The organism is Nitrosomonas nitrosa (assembly GCF_003051105.1).
GTDB lineage: Bacteria > Pseudomonadota > Gammaproteobacteria > Burkholderiales > Nitrosomonadaceae > Nitrosomonas > Nitrosomonas nitrosa.
In genome coordinates this window covers 18,522-34,200 of the sequence record NZ_QAOO01000018.1, presented here as the reverse complement: position 1 = coordinate 34,200, position 15,679 = coordinate 18,522, and the positions used below count along the sequence as shown (strand labels likewise).

Genomic DNA, 15,679 nt, shown 5'->3' with positions numbered 1-15,679 from the left:
TGTGCAAATTTAAACTTTTGCCAGCTCGGCGCGCATGGCCGAGACGATGGTGTCATAGCGATGCGGGTCGCTATCTTTACCGGCGCCATAAATAGCGGATCCGGCAACAAAAGTATCCGCTCCTGCACGGGCGATTTCGGCGATGTTATCAACTTTCACTCCACCATCGATTTCTAGCCAGATATCTTTTCCGCTGGCATCGATACGCTTCCGTACAGCTTGTAATTTATTGAGTGCCTCAGGGATAAACGCTTGGCCGCCAAATCCGGGGTTAACCGACATGATGAGCACTAAATCCAATTTATCCAAAACGTGGTCGAGATAGCTGAGTGGTGTGGCCGGATTGAATACCAAGCCGGCTTTACACCCTTGTTCCTTGATCAGACCAATGGTACGGTCGATATGCCTGGATGCTTCGGGGTGGAAGGAAATAATGTTTGCGCCAGCCTTGGCAAAATCAGGAATGATACGGTCTACAGGTTCAACCATCAAATGAACATCGATAATCGCCTTGGTCAGAGGGCGAATCGCCTCACATACCAATGGGCCAATCGTCAGATTAGGGACGTAGTGGTTATCCATGACATCAAAGTGAATGATATCCGCGCCCGAATCGAGCACATTGGTGATTTCCTCGCCTAGCTTAGCGAAATTTGCCGATAGAATACTCGGAGCAATGCGATACATGATTGAATTAGCCTCTAGAATATTAAATCGTGCATTTTAACCGTAAATGAGCATTTCGCGTTAATGTTAATCTTCTGTTACTCATTTCTTTGTCATCCGTCACACCCGCAGCCGAGTAAAGCTTTGGCTTTGGCCCGCTACAGTGCGCTCATTGAGGAGAAGAGCATGATCTGCTAGAAGCTGATTTGTCACGTGATGATTGGCTACTTTGGCTTCCCGACCGAGGCGCAACCTCATTCGCTTTTATGATGTGCTTGTTGCACTGAACGCCAATCGATGTTCCGAGATTATTTCCTTGCAGCAATAAAAATAAAATGCCCCTTCAGGCATATTTGTAGTTAGAATGAGCAGGGCTACGTCCATCCGATTCGAATCATCAATTACCGGATACGCCGAACTAGTTGGAACAAAATTTTGGCTGGACGACAGAATAAAGTATGGCTGCCCAATATCACCTACATCTGGAAAACAGGCTGGCTTTACTTATGCTATGTACTCGCTGTTCAGCTATGAAATGGTAGGATGGTCAAGAGGGGGAAGGACGGCTCAGGATATCATGCTGGATGCGCTGAGAATGATTAAATTTCAGGCATCGGCCAACCTATGGCGTAATTTTCCATTCAGATAGTAAGAATACGACAACCCGTTTCAATAACGGGTTAATTCAATTATTGAATGAGTTAGAGTGAACCAGGAATTTGTTTCCCCGATCGCTATTTTCAAGGGAGTTTTGCTATGTCTGAAAGTGTTTACAAAGTTATCGAGTTAGTAGGGACCAGTTCCGAGTCTTGGGAAAAGGCGGCAGCTGCGGCCGTAGAGCGTGCCGCCCAAACATTACGCGATCTGCGCATTGCCGAGGTGGTAGAACTAGATATGCAATTGGAAGACGGCAAGATTGTTACCTACCGGGCCAAGGTCAAGGTGTCATTCAAATACGAAGAAGGTTGAGTTAGCAGTGGCGCAGATAGAAACCGGCTACAACCTATGTAGACATCGAACCAGAACTTGATATCGCCAGCCAAGCAAAAACAGTCACCGACGCCCGAGAAAATCTTGGAGAGGCGTTTGCACAGCACAATGGGGTCTTGAACACAATGAGTGATCCCGTTTTTGCTAGAGGATTTTCGGGCTGGCACTAAATATATCCCAACAACAAAAGCGGCCGATGGCAAAGCTTTTGTCTGAAATTGCAGCGCAATACAAAGACCGCAAAACGGCGATCATTACTGCTTACAAAACAGGTGCACAGCCAGCGAGAAATTGCAGAGTTTTATTAATTGCACCCAACGACGATTGGGGTTGTTGTTCGCAAGAATAAAAATTCTTGGTTCTGAATCTGATCTGTTTTGGTAGCGTATCCCCCATTTTTATGCAAACGGCTGACCACCTGAGCGAGCAATTTGAGCTGCTGCGAATGCTTGGATGCGGTTGACATAGTGGGTGTGGCTGATAACTTGGTTATCTAAACTCAAGGTAGATTAAAAAATATGCAACTTATCGATTTGGGGCAAGATTTGTTTCCCCATAGTTTCCCAATACTATTTTATCCGCCGGCATCAATGAAGATTTAGTTGTTTATTGGTGTCTACTTTACGTTCGGCAGAAAGACTTTCGAGATTTAAGGTAATGGCATGAAGATTAAAGATCTAATCAATGAAGCAGAGTCTTTGCCTGTGGAAGAGCGGGCTATGGTGGTTGACGCGCTTCTTCGCAGTCTGAATCCGCCGGAGTCAGGAATTGATAAGAAATGGGCGGCAGTTGCTCGGAAACGTCTGGAAGAGATCCGGTCGGGTACTGTGGCAGCCGTCCCGGGCGAGTAGGTTTTTGCTATGGAAAAGGTTTGAAGGATGAGTTTTCACTTTCATTCGGACGCGGAGGCGGGGTTTTCTGAAGCCATTCAATACTACGAGGACGCGGAGCCGGGCCTCGGGCAGGATTTTGCAGTTGAAGTGTATTCGGCGCTCCAGCGCGCCATCACCTATCCGCGTGTCTGGATGGTCCCCGAAGGGGAAGTCCGACGCTCATTGGTGCGGCGGTTACCGTATGGAGTTTTGTACTCCGAAGAAGGTGATGGAGTTCTGATCGTCGCGGTAATGCATTTGCATCGTGAGCCAGGCTACTGGAAAGGGAGGGTGTGAGTTGCCGAACGAGTAAGGTTAGGTCGTGCTAGCTACGACTTAACCTTACTCGTCATACTGCTGAACAAAAGGTTGGGAATATTCATGTTCCATCGTCATTCTCCTCATGGTAAAGTCACAAATAAATCCCTGTAGGGATGAGGAGATTATGATGAATGAATCGAAAAATTGGGGAAAACTTCTCCGCGATAGCGGTTCGTTCACCATCGCGTGGAGCTAACAGCGTGCCCGCTGGCGCGTTCACGCTGCAGCTCACGCATGTCGTTAGACTCCTGCCGGATTGAGAATGACTGATTTGGAAAATGTCGGATGAGGTAGCGAAATGCAGCGGAAATTCACGCTTGAATATTGGATTGATGATGGATGGTATGTAGGTAAATTGAAGGAAGTGCCGGGAGTATTCAGTCAAGGTGAGTCACTTGAAGAACTCGAGGAAAACATTAGAGATGCCTACTTACTGATGATTGAAGAAGAAACTCCTATTGTTCATCCAGGAGTAAAAACTAAAGATATTGCTGTGGATGTCGTGTGAAACGAGGGAATTTTATTCGAGAGCTGGTTGATGCAGGTTGTTACTTGAAGCGCCATGGAAGGATGCATGATCTCTATATAAACCCACGGAACGGCAAACAAGCTCCGGTACCACGGCATCCGGAAATCGGAGAGTCTTTGTGAACTTATCAGAAAGCAGTTGGGGTTCAAAGGCAAGTGATTGGACTAATCACGATAAATTTGTTCTCCCCCTGAAATCAAAGCGACCGATTGCGGGTAGAGTTAGAAGTCATACGAAGATTGTCGAAGACCAGACGGGTATTGCGATTCAACTGCTGCATTTTCTGAGAGATGCTGGATTTTCCCTTGGAGATGAGCTGAATAACACCACACGCGAAACATCGTAGGCGAGTGGCATTCTCAGGGCCGGCCGTGACCGGTACGGATGCGACTGCGATCCTCATCGAAATGCCAGTCGATCACATAGTGGCAGTGATTCTCGATTGTCCAGTGACCGCGATTCACTTTGAGAATGCGCTGCGGGCTTGCCTGTTCTGGAGTACGACTGGTTATCCCCAAAACGACTTCGAGGGTCACTTTTCCGTTTTTCGTATAAATGGTCTCCCGCTCGATCTGGCACACTTGCCCGACATGCGGGAAATCGAGGTATTCATTCAGTGCTGCACTGCACCAGATGCGACGGATATCAATTCGACCGTGATTAGGCGGCGTGATCTCGACAAAATCCGATTTCTTTCGATTCTCGAAAAGTAATGCGATGTCGTTCTTGAGCGTGGCTCGATTACCTTTGACCGTAAAGTGGTAGTGCGCCTTTCGCTCTACTACAAAGGAGGTGAATTTACGCTGTGTGAGAAGCGCATCGGTGGTGATGTCTTTGCCTTGAATATCGATATTGCCCAACAACGGGATGAATGTCCCGATTTCATTGGTTTGCTTGGCTTCATCGCCACCTTCAACAGCTACCGTGTCGACTTATTTTGAGTGATGCACAAAGCCGTCTTATGACCCACAACACATCATGATGTGCATTTGCCGCCCTGCTTACCCTGGTAGAGGATTGCGTCGTACAAGACGATGGAAGATTCCTGCCTATCTATACCATTCAACAGCCTTATATTGGGTGGATGTTCGCGTTAAAAATTTGTTCAGTCTTTAAAATTAACCGTCGTATATAGACAGCAGGTGCATTAAAAGCATGGACCGTGTGTATCGTACTTCCACTGTGATTTTTGCTAACTTCAAAAGGTGTTGATCCCTCTCTATAGCCTTGCCTTTGTATCAGGCGTTTGCTTATTGCAGCTTCAGGCTGAATTACCTGCTATGCAATGGGCTATCGTATTGTTGCCAGTTGCCTTGGGATTAGCTTTTTGTGCCTATAAAGTTCCTGCAGCATTGAGGCTAGTTTATACCTTTCCGGCCGGTATATTTTTTGTTGGATTGGGTTTTTTCTGGGCCGCTATGCTGGCGCATTGGCGGATGGCGGATGCTTTACCACACGAATGGGAAGGACGGGATATCGATCTGATTGGGGTGATTGCAGAGCTGCCCCAGCGGAATGATCTCAGTGTGCGTTTCCGATTCGATGTAGAGCAGGTATTGACCTCGGGCGCGCAGGTGCCAGCACGCATTCTATTGAGTTGGTATCAAACGCGTCGGAGAGGAGCGGGACGCAATGACGCTTCACTGCCTGATGTTAATGTTGGCGAACGATGGCGATTGACGGTGCGGTTGAAGCGGCCTCGCGGCAATGCCAATCCTCATGGATTTGATTTTGAGGCCAAGGCCATCGAGCGCAATCTGCGAGCAACAGGTTATGTCCGCGACTCTGAATTGAATCACCGGTTGGATGAATGGGTGAATCACCCCGCCTATTGGGTGGAACGGATTCGTCAGCAGATCAGGGCACGATTTGCTGAATTATTGACAGGACGAGATTATGCAGGTGTATTAATCACACTGGCTGTGGGCGATCAGCGCAGCATCCCGCGTGAGCAGTGGCAAGTTTTTACCCGCACCGGCACGAATCATCTTATGGCAATTTCTGGATTGCACATCACAATGGTCGCGGGGCTCGCTTTTGCAAGCATTTATTGGTTATGGCTTAGAAGCGCCCGTCTGATTGCCTTCTTGCCAGCCCGTAAAATAGCCACTGCGGGCGGGTTGGTGGCTGCGTTGTGTTACGCGCTCTTGGCCGGATTTGCGGTGCCTACCCGACGAGCATTCTTGATGTTGTTGATCATTGCCCTCGCACTCTGGTGTAATCGGAAGATTTCGTTACCGACGGTTCTCGTTGGGGCGTTGTTGATGGTGGTGATGTTGGATCCCTGGGCTGTAATCGCACCCGGCTTCTGGTTGTCATTTGGTGCGATAGCCTTGATCGCTCTTGTGACATTTGGGCGTATCGGGAGATTGGGTGCAATCAGCGGTTGGGTTCGTGTGCAATGGGTGATTACGCTTGGATTGGCGCCTTTGCTGCTCATCATGTTTCAACAAGTGTCACTGGTTGCGCCGCTGGCGAATGCGATCGCGATCCCTTTGATCAGCATGGCGGTGGTGCCATTGACATTGCTGTCAATCACTCCGTATCTTGATTTTCTATTATTCCCTGCACATGCGCTATTGAGCGCTGGAATGGTTTTGTTGCAATGGTTCAGTGAAATGCCGCAAGTCGTTTGGCAGCAGCACGCGCCGCCATTGTGGACGGCAGTAGTAGGGTTGGCAGGTATCATTTGGTTGTTTCTGCCAGGAGGATCGGGTTTAGGTATTTTTTCTGGCTTTCCGATGCGATGGCTCGGAGTGGTCGCGCTGCTACCATTGTTTGCTGTCACATTCCCTAAACCAGCAAGCGGCGATCTGTGGTTGACGGTACTCGATGTTGGACAAGGCCTGGCTGTCGTAGCACGTACCGAGCATCACACCCTGCTATACGATACCGGACCACCTTTTGGAGGAACCGATAGTGGAGAACGTATCATCGTACCGTTTCTACGGGGAGAAGGTATCCGGCAACTCGATCTCATGATGATTTCGCACGCGGATTCAGACCACAGCGGTGGTGCGCTGTCCGTGTTGTCGGCCCTGCCCGTGAAAGCGTTGTCTTCGTCACTGAATGAGGATCACCCCATCCAGCGGGCCGTGCTCGATAGTAGGCGATGCGAGGCTGGGGAATCATGGCAATGGGATGGTGTGCATTTTGAATTACTGCATCCTCTGCCGCAACGTTATGAGCAGGCCGGCCGGAAAACCAACAATGCGAGCTGTGTGTTGAAAATCTCCACACGCCATGGCAGCGTGCTGTTGCCTGCCGATATCGAAAAAGAATCTGAATGGGCCTTGCTCGAGCGTGCCGGGCATCTGCTTCCTTCGACAGTTCTGATCGCGCCGCATCATGGTAGCAAGACTTCATCGACAGATGCTTTTGTGCGGCAGATCAACCCTCGTCTTACGATTTTTACGATCGGTTACCGTAATCCATTTGGCCATCCTCGTGAAGACATTGTAGCGCGCTACCGTGATTTGGGGAGTTTGGTGATGCGCAGTGACCGTGATGGTGCAGTTTTGTTGAAATTCAATAGTGCTGGGATAGAAATTGGCAGTTGGCGTGAAATCAATCGGCGCTACTGGCATGATCGATAACTATTTGTGCTTTAATTTCGGTTCTCACTTCTTGAATGACAGTAAGAATTTCATTTCTGAATTGTTCCCGGCTAATTTTCTCCTCCAATTCAATCAACATTTTATCAACGGCAATACCGGCACTCAGTCCGCCGATGATACCGCCGACGGTTGCGCCGATGACGGTACCGGCGCCTGGGGCGATCGATCCTATTGCAGCACCGGTAGCCGCACCAGCACCTACACCGGCTGCGGCACCAGCCAATTTGCCAGCAGTGATTTTGAACAGTGCGCTGGCTGCAAGTTTGAGGATATTTTTTCCAGCTAATTTTCCGATGATTTTTCCGGTGACGGCTGCGGTTACTGCGCCTGCGACTGTTCCGCCCCCTAAACGGTACGGCAAGCTGATTACATCTTGTGGAACAATTGGATTGAAAACATCTTGGAGCGTTGTTTGTTGAATGACCTGAATGGGATTATCGCTAGGATCTAGGCGATTGGCTTGCATGATCCGCTGCGCCGTTTCCTGGTAAGTATGTGCTGCTGCTTGATGGGTGGACACTAAATCATCTAGCAGCGCCTGAAAGTCTTGGAAAGGGTCTCCGTACATCAATGACTGTTCGAGTTTTTCGATCATGAAGGCCTCAAGCTCGCCTATCAGCAATTTGCCGATGCGTGTGTATTCGCCGACCAGACTGTAATACCAGTCGAGATAATGATCTACGTTCATTTCCAGCCGATCAAAGGCCGAGTCGATTTGATTTTCCAACTTCGTTCGTGAATGCTCGACATGACGAAGGACATTGAATCTTGCTTCTGTAAGTTGGGCAATCGTACCTTTTTTATAGAAAACATCGCCGATTTGTTCGACTTTTTGTACGACCAATACTTCGGCATTTTGCCTAGAATCAGCAATAGCCGGTGTGTGGCGTACCCATTCTTCCATGGCTTTAAAAGCATAAAGATAAATAAAAACAGTGACGAAAGTGAATAGGGCGGTAGCGGTGGCGATATGGCCAGGTGAAAGGGGTGGCGGGGTGTCCGTATGGCTTGCTGGTTGAAATAGTCGCCGGAATTCTGTTGGTGGAATCAGAAAACAGCTCAGAATAGCGCACGCGTTGTAATAGATCATGAACTCGATCGCTCCGATCAATAGCCATCCCCAGAATGAATTTTGCGTACCGATCTGCCCAAGCAGGTAGGCCTTGATCCCATTGTAAATAGCCAGAAACTGGGAGGTTTCCGAGACGAGTGCACTGCTCACCAAGCCCTCGAATTTGATTTTCTGCGCGCTAATCGCCTCATGGATAAACAGATATTCCGGCCACTTTACAAGCTGTGCCATAAAAACAAAGTGAATGATCAACATGAGCAGGGGGCATAGCCTCCGTGCGGAGGTCAAGGCCATTTCTGTGACCAGGTAGGGCGCGATTTCTTGTGCGATAAAATAGCGGCAAAACTTGTAAGCGAGCCAGAAAACGGGAATAACCAGAAAAAATGCCAGCCATTCCAGGTCGTTATAGCCATGAAATTGAATGAGCATGAAAAACGATGTGCCCAGGGCCCACAGTGCCCAGAATATGGATTTAAAAAAACGACTGGACAACCATTTGAATAACCAGCCTTGTTTTCTAAAAATCGTCAATCGCCAAATCTGGCGGATAGTATTGCCATATATTCCGCAAATGACGATCGGTATACTGAATAGCAGGACGCTGAGCACAACCAGCCAGAAGTGATGACTCGCAAATTCCTTGGCGATATAAAAGGTGAGCGTTCCCCAAATAACTGCTTTGCCGAGGTAAGCCAAAAAGCGCGTGTCGGGTTTGCGTGGCTCGTGGGCAGCCTGTATAGATCGAGTTTTACTTAAGGGCACCGCTAAAAATCCATATTTGCGAGCATCCGCCTCGCGGATTGCCTGCTTACCCCGTTTCGTCACAATACGTCGTTGTTCACAAAAAATGTTTCCTTACATATCAATCATATGCTGCGTCAACATTTTTTGTTCTCGCCTCGTCTTGTTTATAACTCTGAATTTTTAGAGATGCCCTTAATATGTTCTGTGTATTCATTACTTTCAGGAGCACATTACTCCATTACCGCATGGTCAAGATGGGTTTGACCGCGATGCGCTGGGTGATTTGTTCAGCGGTTCTTCTGGCAGTTTCGTGGTTGGTATAGGGCCCGGTACGTATTTTATATAACCCGCCCTCGTTGGTAATATCGGTTTTATGCTTGATCGACGGTAATTCAGAACGAATTTGTGAAAGGAAGCTTTGTGCGTTATTGGCTGACCCGAACGCCGCCAATTGTAAATAGATTCGATTACCTGCCCGAGCAGGCTGAGAAGCTGTCACCGTTTTGATTTGTGGAGAAGATGCCGTTCCTGGAATAATCGTTTCGACCACGACGGGTACGCTTCCGTTGGCAAGCACATCTAACTTATAGGCCGCGGTGTAGGATAGATCAACGATTCGGTTAGCTAAAAAAGGGCCGCGGTCATTGATGCGAACGATAACCGATTTACCATTGTGGAGATTCGTTACCCGGGCGTAGCTGGGGATGGGCAGTGTCGGATGGGCCGCTGTCATGGCAAACATATCATATGTCTCCCCCGATGCGGTTGGTTTTCCATGGTAGCGACGTCCATACCAGGAGGCAATTCCTTGTTCACGATAGGGAGTGAGTGATGTCATTGGCCTAAAAGTTTGGCCCAGCGCACTATAAGGCCGCATATTGGCAGGTCTTAAAGACTCAACACGTGGGATGGCATCGGGAATGGCATGCAAATTGGTAGGAGGGTTGTCAGGCGGACCATCGTCGAGATAATAGCCGCCTCCCCTCGCTTTTGTTGAGAATGTCGAAGCCTTGGAGGGGTCCCCCGGGCCTGCGTAACGCGATGTGCTGCCGCAACCCACGAGTGTAATCAGTAAAAATAAGCCTATGGCCTGTGTGAAGTAGGATAATTTTTGGTAAGAAAACGAGTGATGTGCTGCAGCGCTCATGGATTCAGCCTTTCTTAAGTTTTTACCAGTTTAGGGTGGGTTTGTATACTCATCAAGATGCCGAAGCCGAGTAGCATGGTGACCAATGAAGTCCCGCCGTAACTGATCAAGGGGAGCGGGACGCCCACAACGGGCAAGATTCCACTGACCATACCCATATTGACGAAAACATAAGTAAAAAATGTAAAGGTAATCGACCCTGCAACAAGACGGGTAAATTGTGTCGGGGCATTGGCAGTGATGATCATACAACGTCCGATGACGGCTAGATAAAGCAATAATAACAAACCATTACCGATTAAACCAAATTCTTCTGAGAATACTGCAAAAATAAAATCTGTACTTTGTTCCGGCAAAAAATCAAGCTGGGATTGCGTACCTTTCTGCCAACCTTTTCCGGCGATTCCACCGGAGCCAATCGCGATACTGGACTGAATGATGTGATAGCCGGCGCCCAAAGGATCTTGAGAAGGATCCAGCATAGTCAGGACACGCTTACGTTGATAGTCATGCATCGCAAATGTCCAGAACAGGGGTAATATCGCTGCTGCGGAGACCAATAAACCCGCCATGATACGCCAGGATAACCCCGCAAAGTAAAGGACATAAAAACCACTGGCCGTAATCAACAAGGCTGTTCCTAAATCAGGTTGACGCGCAATCAGCAGTACCGGCAATAGTAAAATCAAAGTGGCGCCAGCGTAATCGCGCAGGCGGAGTGTGATCTCCGATTTATCGAAGTACCATGCCATCATGAGGGGAACGGCAATTTTTAGCAGTTCGGAGGGTTGTATGCGGGTAATTCCGATATTAAGCCAGCGGCGGGCGCCATTGTGAATCTCGCCAAATAAGGCTACGGCGATCAATAAAACGATACCCACGATATATAAAGGCAGCGCAAGTCGCTTAATTTGCTGAAGTGGAATATTCGCCATCAGCCACATCACTGTGAGCGCTACGGCGATATTGACGATCTGGTTACTGATGCGCCCTAGATTCCCTCCACTGGCGCTATAAAGCACAACCAGTCCGATCAACATCAGCAAAAATATCCCACCCAACAAGAAATTATCGACGTAACGTGTCAAGTAGTGCCATAGGCGATTGAAGTCGATCATGCAAATTTAATTAAGCGTGTGGTGTGATTCGTCTAATAATATAGGGTTGCGATACATCGTTAGCGCTGCGGGTTGCCCGCAGTGCCAGCAAGTAAAGGTTCGGGCATTTTGCCGAGAAAAAAATAATCCAGTACTTGCCGTGCTATGGGAGCCGCTGTCGAACCGCCAGAGCCACCATTTTCGACCAATACCGTCAGCACGATTTTGGGATTGTCTGCAGGTGCATACGCCGTAAATAATGCGTGGTCACGGTGACGTTCATTGATTTTATTGGCATTGTAGCGTTCACCTTGTTTGATATTAATGACTTGCGAGGTGCCTGTTTTCCCGGCAAAGGTATAAGCTGCGTTTGCGCCTGCACGTGCTGCTGTCCCGCCAGGGCGTGTCACATCGACCAAGGCATTTCTGACATGCGCCATATTTTCTTTTTTGATATCCAGTGTATACATCGGTTTTGCTTTGTGCGCATAAACCTGGCCATTTTTGTTATCGTGAATTTGTTTCACAAAATGAGGACGGTATGCAATGCCCTCATTGGCAAGCAGCATCGTGGCAAAAGTTAGTTGAAGCGGGGTGGAAAGGTTATAACCTTGTCCGATGCCAACGGAAATGGTGTCGCCCGGGAACCAATTTTGATTAAAACGCTTTTTTTTCCAGTCAGGGGAGGGAAGCAGCCCTGCGACTTCACCTGGAATATCGATCTCGGTCCGTTTTCCAAATCCGAATTGACTGATGTAGCTGAAAATATTATTGATACCAAGATCGTGGGCTAACATGTAATAGTAGGTATCGCAGGAAACCACAAGGGATTTGTGTAAATTGACTCGGCCGTGACCGCCCGGTTTCCAGTCCCGGAAACGATGCTGACTGCCGGGCAGGCTGAAATAGCCAGGATCGCTGATCGAATAGCTGAAGGTGCGTTTGCCCAATTCCAATCCCGCCAGTGCCATAAAAGGCTTGAAGGTCGAGCCCGGTGGATAGACCCCTCTCAACGCACGATTGTTGAGCGGTCTGTCGATGGATTCATTGAGTAAACGCCAGTTTAAATGATCGATGCCATCTACGAATAAGTTTGGATCAAACCCGGGTTTGCTTACAAAGGCAAGAATTTCACCATTTTCGGGATCCATTGCGATTAATGCGCCCCGATAATCGCCAAATGCGGTTTCTGCAGCTTGTTGCAGTTTAATGTCGAGAGAAAGCGTCAAATCATTTCCTGCAACAGGTGGTGTTCGTGATAAGGTCCGAACATGGCGTCCGGCTACATCGATCTCGACTTCTTCAAAACCCGTAATGCCATGCAATTCTTTTTCATAGCTCTGTTCCAGACCTATCCTGCCAATATGTGAGGAACCACGGTAGTTTTCCAAAGCGTTGTCACGCTCGAGTTGTTCAAGATCTTTATCGCTGATGCGGCCTATATAGCCGATGACGTGCGATAACAGCTCAGCGTAGGGATAGTGGCGAAGCAGCCGCGCTTTGATTTCTATACCTGGGAATCGGTAGCGATTTGCAGCAAAGCGGGCAACTTCAGCATCCGATAAACGCGTTCGGATGGGTAAACTTTTAAAGCGGGTGTTTTCTCGCTTTAATTTATTGAAACGCCGATGATCCTCCGGCGTGATCTCGATCAATGTCGCTAATTCCTCTATCGCTGCTTCTAGATTGGTCACTTTATCGGGAATGATTTCCAAGGTGTAAGTCGTATGATTTTGTGCCAACGCAATCCCGTTCCGGTCAAAAATGAGCCCCCGATTAGGAACGAGAGGCATGATGGCAATCCGGTTGGCTTCAGCCAACGTCGTATAGTGCTCGCTCCGAATCACTTGCAGATAAAAAAAACGTGCGAGCAGCAGGCAAAAAAGCAGGACGACAAAAATGGCAGCGATCGCAAGTCTTATGTGAAAACTGCGCAGCTCCTTTAAGTGATTTCGTAGCTCGACATCATAATTCATAGCTCGTCAGGATCACTCTTGGGTTTTTGGGGTATGCTCAAAATGAATGAAATAATTGGCCATATTAACGCACCGGTCGCACTCGGAAAAAAATAATACCAGTCGGGGAAATAAGTTCCACCTAACATACCTGTCAGAAATACCACAAATTGAACAAATAGCAGCATCCAGAAAATTTGTGGTGCCTGCTGGAAGATATTGAATAGTCGTAATCGCCTATGCAAAATCATTGCAAAAAAAGTGAGCAAACAATATGCCAGGGCATGTTGGCCGAGGATGCTGCTGTTACTGACATCCATGATCAAACCGGCCACAAAGGAGACAGTCATGCCGATCCGTTGCGGTTGATTGATGTTCCAGTAAAGTAATGTAATGGCAACAAAATCCGGACGAAGTAACAGAATGGTCTCTTGTAATGGCAAAAGATTGAATAACAACGCAATCAACAGGCTCAAAAAAATGAAGCTGTTTTTTGCGTGCAGTGTGATCTCCTGCTCAAGGTAATCATTGGACACGGCTTTTCCTTAGTCCACTCTGCGGAGTGGGATTTTCCATTTCTTCTTGTGGTTGATCGGGAAGAGGCTGAGATAAAGAAAGGATGAGTACCTGTCTGTTTCTGTTAACACCTGCAATAGGTGTGCAGGTGATATATGCAAAATCATGCGAATGATCATATTCGATATGATTGACGCGTGCTACGGGCAGCCCGGGCGGGTAAAAACCACCGATGCCAGAGGTGACGAGCAAATCATCTTGTTGAATGTCGGCATTAATCGATAAAAAGCGTAATACCAGTTCATTGTTTTTCCCGGTACCGGAGACAATCGAGCGTAATCCGTTGCGAGCGACTTGCACTGGTACAGAATGGTCTTTATCGGTAATCAGCGTGACTTCGGATAACCAAGGGTGCACCTGGGTAATTTGCCCGACGACACCGAGGTCATCAACAACCACCTGGCCATCCTCGACATCGTGCGCACTTCCCTTGTTAAGGGTTATTTTGCGGTTAAAAGGATCACGAGGAACATATAGGATTTCTGCCATAATCGCTCTTGCTTCCGTTTGTTGGGCTGCTCCCAGCAATCTTCGCAAATGTTTATTTTCTTCTTCGAGCATCTGTAGCTGAAAGAGCCTTTGCTGGTTAAAGAAATATTGCTGTTTTAAAAAAGCAATCTCTTTAGTGAGGTGGAAATCATTGATCAGTTCGCGGGCATGGTCAAATAAGCCAACCGGCGCGTGAGCGAGTCGTTGCAGTGGATAAATAATGACACCGATTGCCTGACGCACGTTAGCCAAGGCGCTATAACGTGTATCGGCTACCATCAATAAAATGGACAACAATATAAAAAAAATAGCCGTGCCTGTGGACTTGGACCGATCCTGAAGAATTGTGGAACTGTCTCCATCGCAATCTAATTCAAAATAATAGTCATTTGGGTATTTTGAGAACCCAAATAAATCGGAGTCCTGTTAAATTTCGCGGGCAAAAATTCCGATCGATCGGTCGATATTTTCGAGCGCAATTCCTGCTCCACGTACTACGCAGGATAAAGGATCTTCCGCAATAATGACTGACAAGCCAGTTTCTTCCATCAACAAACGATCGATATCGCGGAGCAAGGCACCTCCACCGGTCATGACCATGCCCATCTCAGCAATATCTGAGCCGAGCTCAGGTGGGGTATGTTCCAAGGCCGTTTTGACCGCGCTGACGATATTGTTCAATGGCTCTGATAAGGCTTCTAGAATTTCATTGCTGGAAATCGTAAAGCTACGGGGGATACCTTCTGCAAGATTGCGGCCTTTGACTTCGATTTCCCGCACTTCTGAGCCAGGATAAGCCGAACCGATTTGTGTTTTGATGATTTCGGCGGTAGCTTCGCCGATCATCATGCCGTAATTGCGGCGAATATAGTTAATAATGGCTTCGTCGAATTTATCGCCTCCGACACGGACCGAGTTAGCGTAGACAATTCCTCCGAGCGAAATGACTGCAACTTCGGTTGTGCCGCCTCCAATATCAACCACCATCGAACCGACGGGTGTCTCCACTGGCAAATCTGCGCCAATGGCCGCAGCCATGGGTTCTTCTATAAGTTCCACTTTCCGTGCACCAGCGCCAAAGGCCGCTTCTCGGATAGCGCGCCGTTCTACTTGTGTTGATCCACAAGGAACTGAAATTACAATGCGTGGATTGGCGGAAAAAATACGCGGTGGATTTACTTTCCGGATGAATTGCTTGAGCATCTGCTCTGTGACGGTGAAGTCAGCGATGACCCCGTCTTTCATAGGACGGATAGCCGTAATATTACCCGGTGTACGCCCTAGCATTTGTTTGGCTGCGAGTCCGACTTGCTGAATTACCTTTTTGCCACTGGCGCCACCATCCTGTCTAATAGCAACGACGGAAGGCTCATTCAAAACGATACCACGTCCACGAACATGAATCAGTGTGTTGGCGGTGCCTAAATCAATCGCCATATCCGTTGAGAAATAATGTCCGAGGAAGTTGTTATTCAGGAGGTTAAACATGGTGGCAGAATTCCATTAAGTGAAAAAAAACAATAACAATTAAGAAATGCTTGGTATCGTGACTAAATACGTAAAAAGTATCGCTTATACGGTGTGTCATGATACTCTATTACGCA

General features: G+C 47.9%; 14 protein-coding genes and 1 pseudogene. 6 read left to right on the top strand and 9 right to left on the bottom strand.

Going from position 1 to position 15,679, the window contains the following annotated elements; all coding sequences use genetic code 11:
• Positions 1 to 9 precede the first annotated feature (9 nt).
• Positions 10 to 687, bottom strand: a complete 678-nt coding sequence (gene rpe / locus C8R30_RS10895; protein WP_090670711.1) for a ribulose-phosphate 3-epimerase — start codon at positions 685 to 687, stop codon at positions 10 to 12.
• Positions 688 to 1,422: 735 nt separating this feature from the next.
• Here rpe and C8R30_RS10885 point away from each other — a divergent pair.
• The 5 genes from C8R30_RS10885 (at position 1,423) to C8R30_RS10860 (ending at position 3,724) form a co-directional block, all read left to right on the top strand.
• Entirely contained in the window at positions 1,423 to 1,635 is a 213-nt protein-coding gene (locus C8R30_RS10885) for a dodecin family protein (protein ID WP_090670704.1), read from the top strand.
• Positions 1,636 to 2,318: 683 nt separating this feature from the next.
• A complete protein-coding gene (locus C8R30_RS10880) occupies positions 2,319 to 2,507 on the top strand; it encodes an addiction module protein (RefSeq protein ID WP_107790121.1) in 189 nt (62 codons plus the stop codon).
• 129 nt (positions 2,508 to 2,636) lie between these two features.
• On the top strand, positions 2,637 to 2,825 hold the full coding sequence (locus tag C8R30_RS16175; protein ID WP_204800469.1) for a hypothetical protein: 189 nt from the start codon (positions 2,637 to 2,639) through the stop codon (positions 2,823 to 2,825).
• Positions 2,826 to 3,147: 322 nt separating this feature from the next.
• Entirely contained in the window at positions 3,148 to 3,357 is a 210-nt protein-coding gene (locus tag C8R30_RS10870) for a type II toxin-antitoxin system HicB family antitoxin (RefSeq protein ID WP_090670697.1), read from the top strand.
• Positions 3,358 to 3,496: 139 nt separating this feature from the next.
• Positions 3,497 to 3,724, top strand: coding sequence for a hypothetical protein (locus C8R30_RS10860; RefSeq protein WP_090670690.1), 228 nt, complete (start codon positions 3,497 to 3,499; stop codon positions 3,722 to 3,724).
• Positions 3,725 to 3,737: 13 nt separating this feature from the next.
• On the opposite strand, the pseudogene C8R30_RS10855 reads toward C8R30_RS10860, so the two are convergent.
• A pseudogene (locus C8R30_RS10855) lies at positions 3,738 to 4,265 on the bottom strand (ISAs1 family transposase); the annotation flags it as partial.
• A 366-nt stretch (positions 4,266 to 4,631) separates the two neighbouring features.
• On the opposite strand from C8R30_RS10855, the gene C8R30_RS10850 reads away from it, so the two are divergent.
• Positions 4,632 to 6,974 (top strand): DNA internalization-related competence protein ComEC/Rec2, encoded by a 2,343-nt coding sequence (locus tag C8R30_RS10850; RefSeq protein ID WP_338065856.1) that lies wholly within the window; start codon positions 4,632 to 4,634, stop codon positions 6,972 to 6,974.
• Here the strand turns inward: C8R30_RS10850 and C8R30_RS10845 are convergent.
• The 7 genes from C8R30_RS10845 to C8R30_RS10815 all read right to left on the bottom strand — a co-directional run bounded on the left by C8R30_RS10845 (position 6,946) and on the right by C8R30_RS10815 (position 15,563).
• The gene (locus tag C8R30_RS10845; protein WP_107790119.1) at positions 6,946 to 8,892 is read right to left on the bottom strand and encodes a hypothetical protein; all 1,947 of its coding nucleotides are present in this window, start codon (positions 8,890 to 8,892) and stop codon (positions 6,946 to 6,948) included. The genes C8R30_RS10850 and C8R30_RS10845 overlap by 29 nt on opposite strands.
• Before the next feature lie 157 nt (positions 8,893 to 9,049).
• Complete coding sequence (locus tag C8R30_RS10840) at positions 9,050 to 9,958, bottom strand: septal ring lytic transglycosylase RlpA family protein (protein ID WP_107790118.1); 909 nt, start codon at positions 9,956 to 9,958, stop codon at positions 9,050 to 9,052.
• A gap of 14 nt (positions 9,959 to 9,972) precedes the next feature.
• Complete coding sequence (gene rodA / locus C8R30_RS10835; RefSeq protein WP_090672112.1) at positions 9,973 to 11,076, bottom strand: rod shape-determining protein RodA; 1,104 nt, start codon at positions 11,074 to 11,076, stop codon at positions 9,973 to 9,975.
• 59 nt (positions 11,077 to 11,135) lie between these two features.
• On the bottom strand, positions 11,136 to 13,031 hold the full coding sequence (mrdA, locus tag C8R30_RS10830; protein ID WP_107790117.1) for a penicillin-binding protein 2: 1,896 nt from the start codon (positions 13,029 to 13,031) through the stop codon (positions 11,136 to 11,138).
• Entirely contained in the window at positions 13,028 to 13,546 is a 519-nt protein-coding gene (gene mreD / locus C8R30_RS10825) for a rod shape-determining protein MreD (protein ID WP_090672106.1), read from the bottom strand. Before mreD ends, mrdA begins: the two co-directional genes overlap by 4 nt.
• Positions 13,536 to 14,354: a rod shape-determining protein MreC gene (gene mreC / locus C8R30_RS10820; RefSeq protein WP_258192013.1), complete on the bottom strand. Its 819-nt coding sequence runs from the start codon at positions 14,352 to 14,354 to the stop codon at positions 13,536 to 13,538. The genes mreD and mreC overlap by 11 nt, the downstream gene beginning before the upstream one ends.
• Positions 14,355 to 14,501: 147 nt before the next feature.
• Positions 14,502 to 15,563, bottom strand: coding sequence for a rod shape-determining protein (locus C8R30_RS10815; protein WP_090672100.1), 1,062 nt, complete (start codon positions 15,561 to 15,563; stop codon positions 14,502 to 14,504).
• Positions 15,564 to 15,679: the final 116 nt, after the last annotated feature.